The 943-nt window shown below is 69.2% G+C and carries 1 protein-coding gene; it reads left to right on the plus strand.

Annotated features, from left to right (window positions below; translation table 11 throughout):
* Window positions 1-79 precede the first annotated feature (79 nt).
* Window positions 80-919 (plus strand): IS5 family transposase, encoded by an 840-nt coding sequence (locus E1281_RS39765; protein ID WP_131884828.1) that lies wholly within the window; start codon window positions 80-82, stop codon window positions 917-919.
* Window positions 920-943 lie beyond the last annotated feature (24 nt).

The raw sequence follows: 943 nt of genomic DNA on the forward strand, positions 1-943 counted from the left end.
CTTAGTGCGTGTTTGAGAAGTTGATCTAGGTCGGTGTGTCTGCGTGACCGTCCGGGTAGGTTCGCCCCAGGATGGCGGGATGTCTCGGCAGTCGTGTTACCCCTCGGACCTGACCGATGATGAGTGGGCGCTGGTCGAGCCGCTGCTGCCGGAGGCCGGCAGCGGAGGCCGCCCGGAGAAGCACCCGCGGCGAGAGATCGTGGACGCGGTCTTGTACGTGGTGCGCACCGGCTGCGCGTGGCGGCAGCTGCCCGCGGACTTCCCGCCCTGGCAGACGGTGTACTGGTACTTCGTGCGGTGGGAGAAGCAGCGGGTCACGCTGCGGATCCTGGACGTGCTGCGCCAGCAGGTCCGCCGGGGAGAGGGGCGCGACGCCGAGCCCAGCGCGGGGATCATCGACTCCCAGAGTGTGAAGGCGGCCGACACCGTCGGCCGCGGCACGCGCGGGTACGACGCGGGCAAGAAGGTCGCCGGACGCAAGCGGTTCATCGTCACCGACACTCTCGGCCTGCTGATCACGGTCACGGTGTGCGCGGCGAGCGTCCAGGACCGCGACGGCGCCAAGGGCACGCTGCTGGGCCTGTATCTCACCACTCCGCGGTGCCGGTTCGTGTTCGCCGACGCCGGATTCGCCGGACGCCTGGTCGACTGGGCCGCGCAGACGCTGCGCACCACCCTGGACATCGTCCGCAAACCCGCAGACCAGAAGGGCTTCGTTGTCCTCCCTCGGCGGTGGGCGGTCGAGCGGACTTTGGCGTGGCTGACGGCCCACCGGCGGCTGGCCCGCGACTACGAACGCCACACCGCCACCAGCGAGGCCATGATCCGGTGGGCAGCGATCGGCCTCATGACCCGCCGCCTGGCGCGCGGTGGACGACCCGCTGTCCGGCAAGGCCCGCGTCCCCTCAAGTACCAATAACAAGATTCTTCTCAAACACGCTCT

The organism is Actinomadura sp. KC345, from assembly GCF_004348515.1.
Classification (GTDB): Bacteria; Actinomycetota; Actinomycetes; order Streptosporangiales; family Streptosporangiaceae; genus Spirillospora.

Coding starts and splice junctions, on each gene's coding strand:
- E1281_RS39765 (WP_131884828.1), top strand. CDS start 80: ATGTCTCGGCAGTCGTGTTACCCCTCGGACCTGACCGATGATGAGTGG.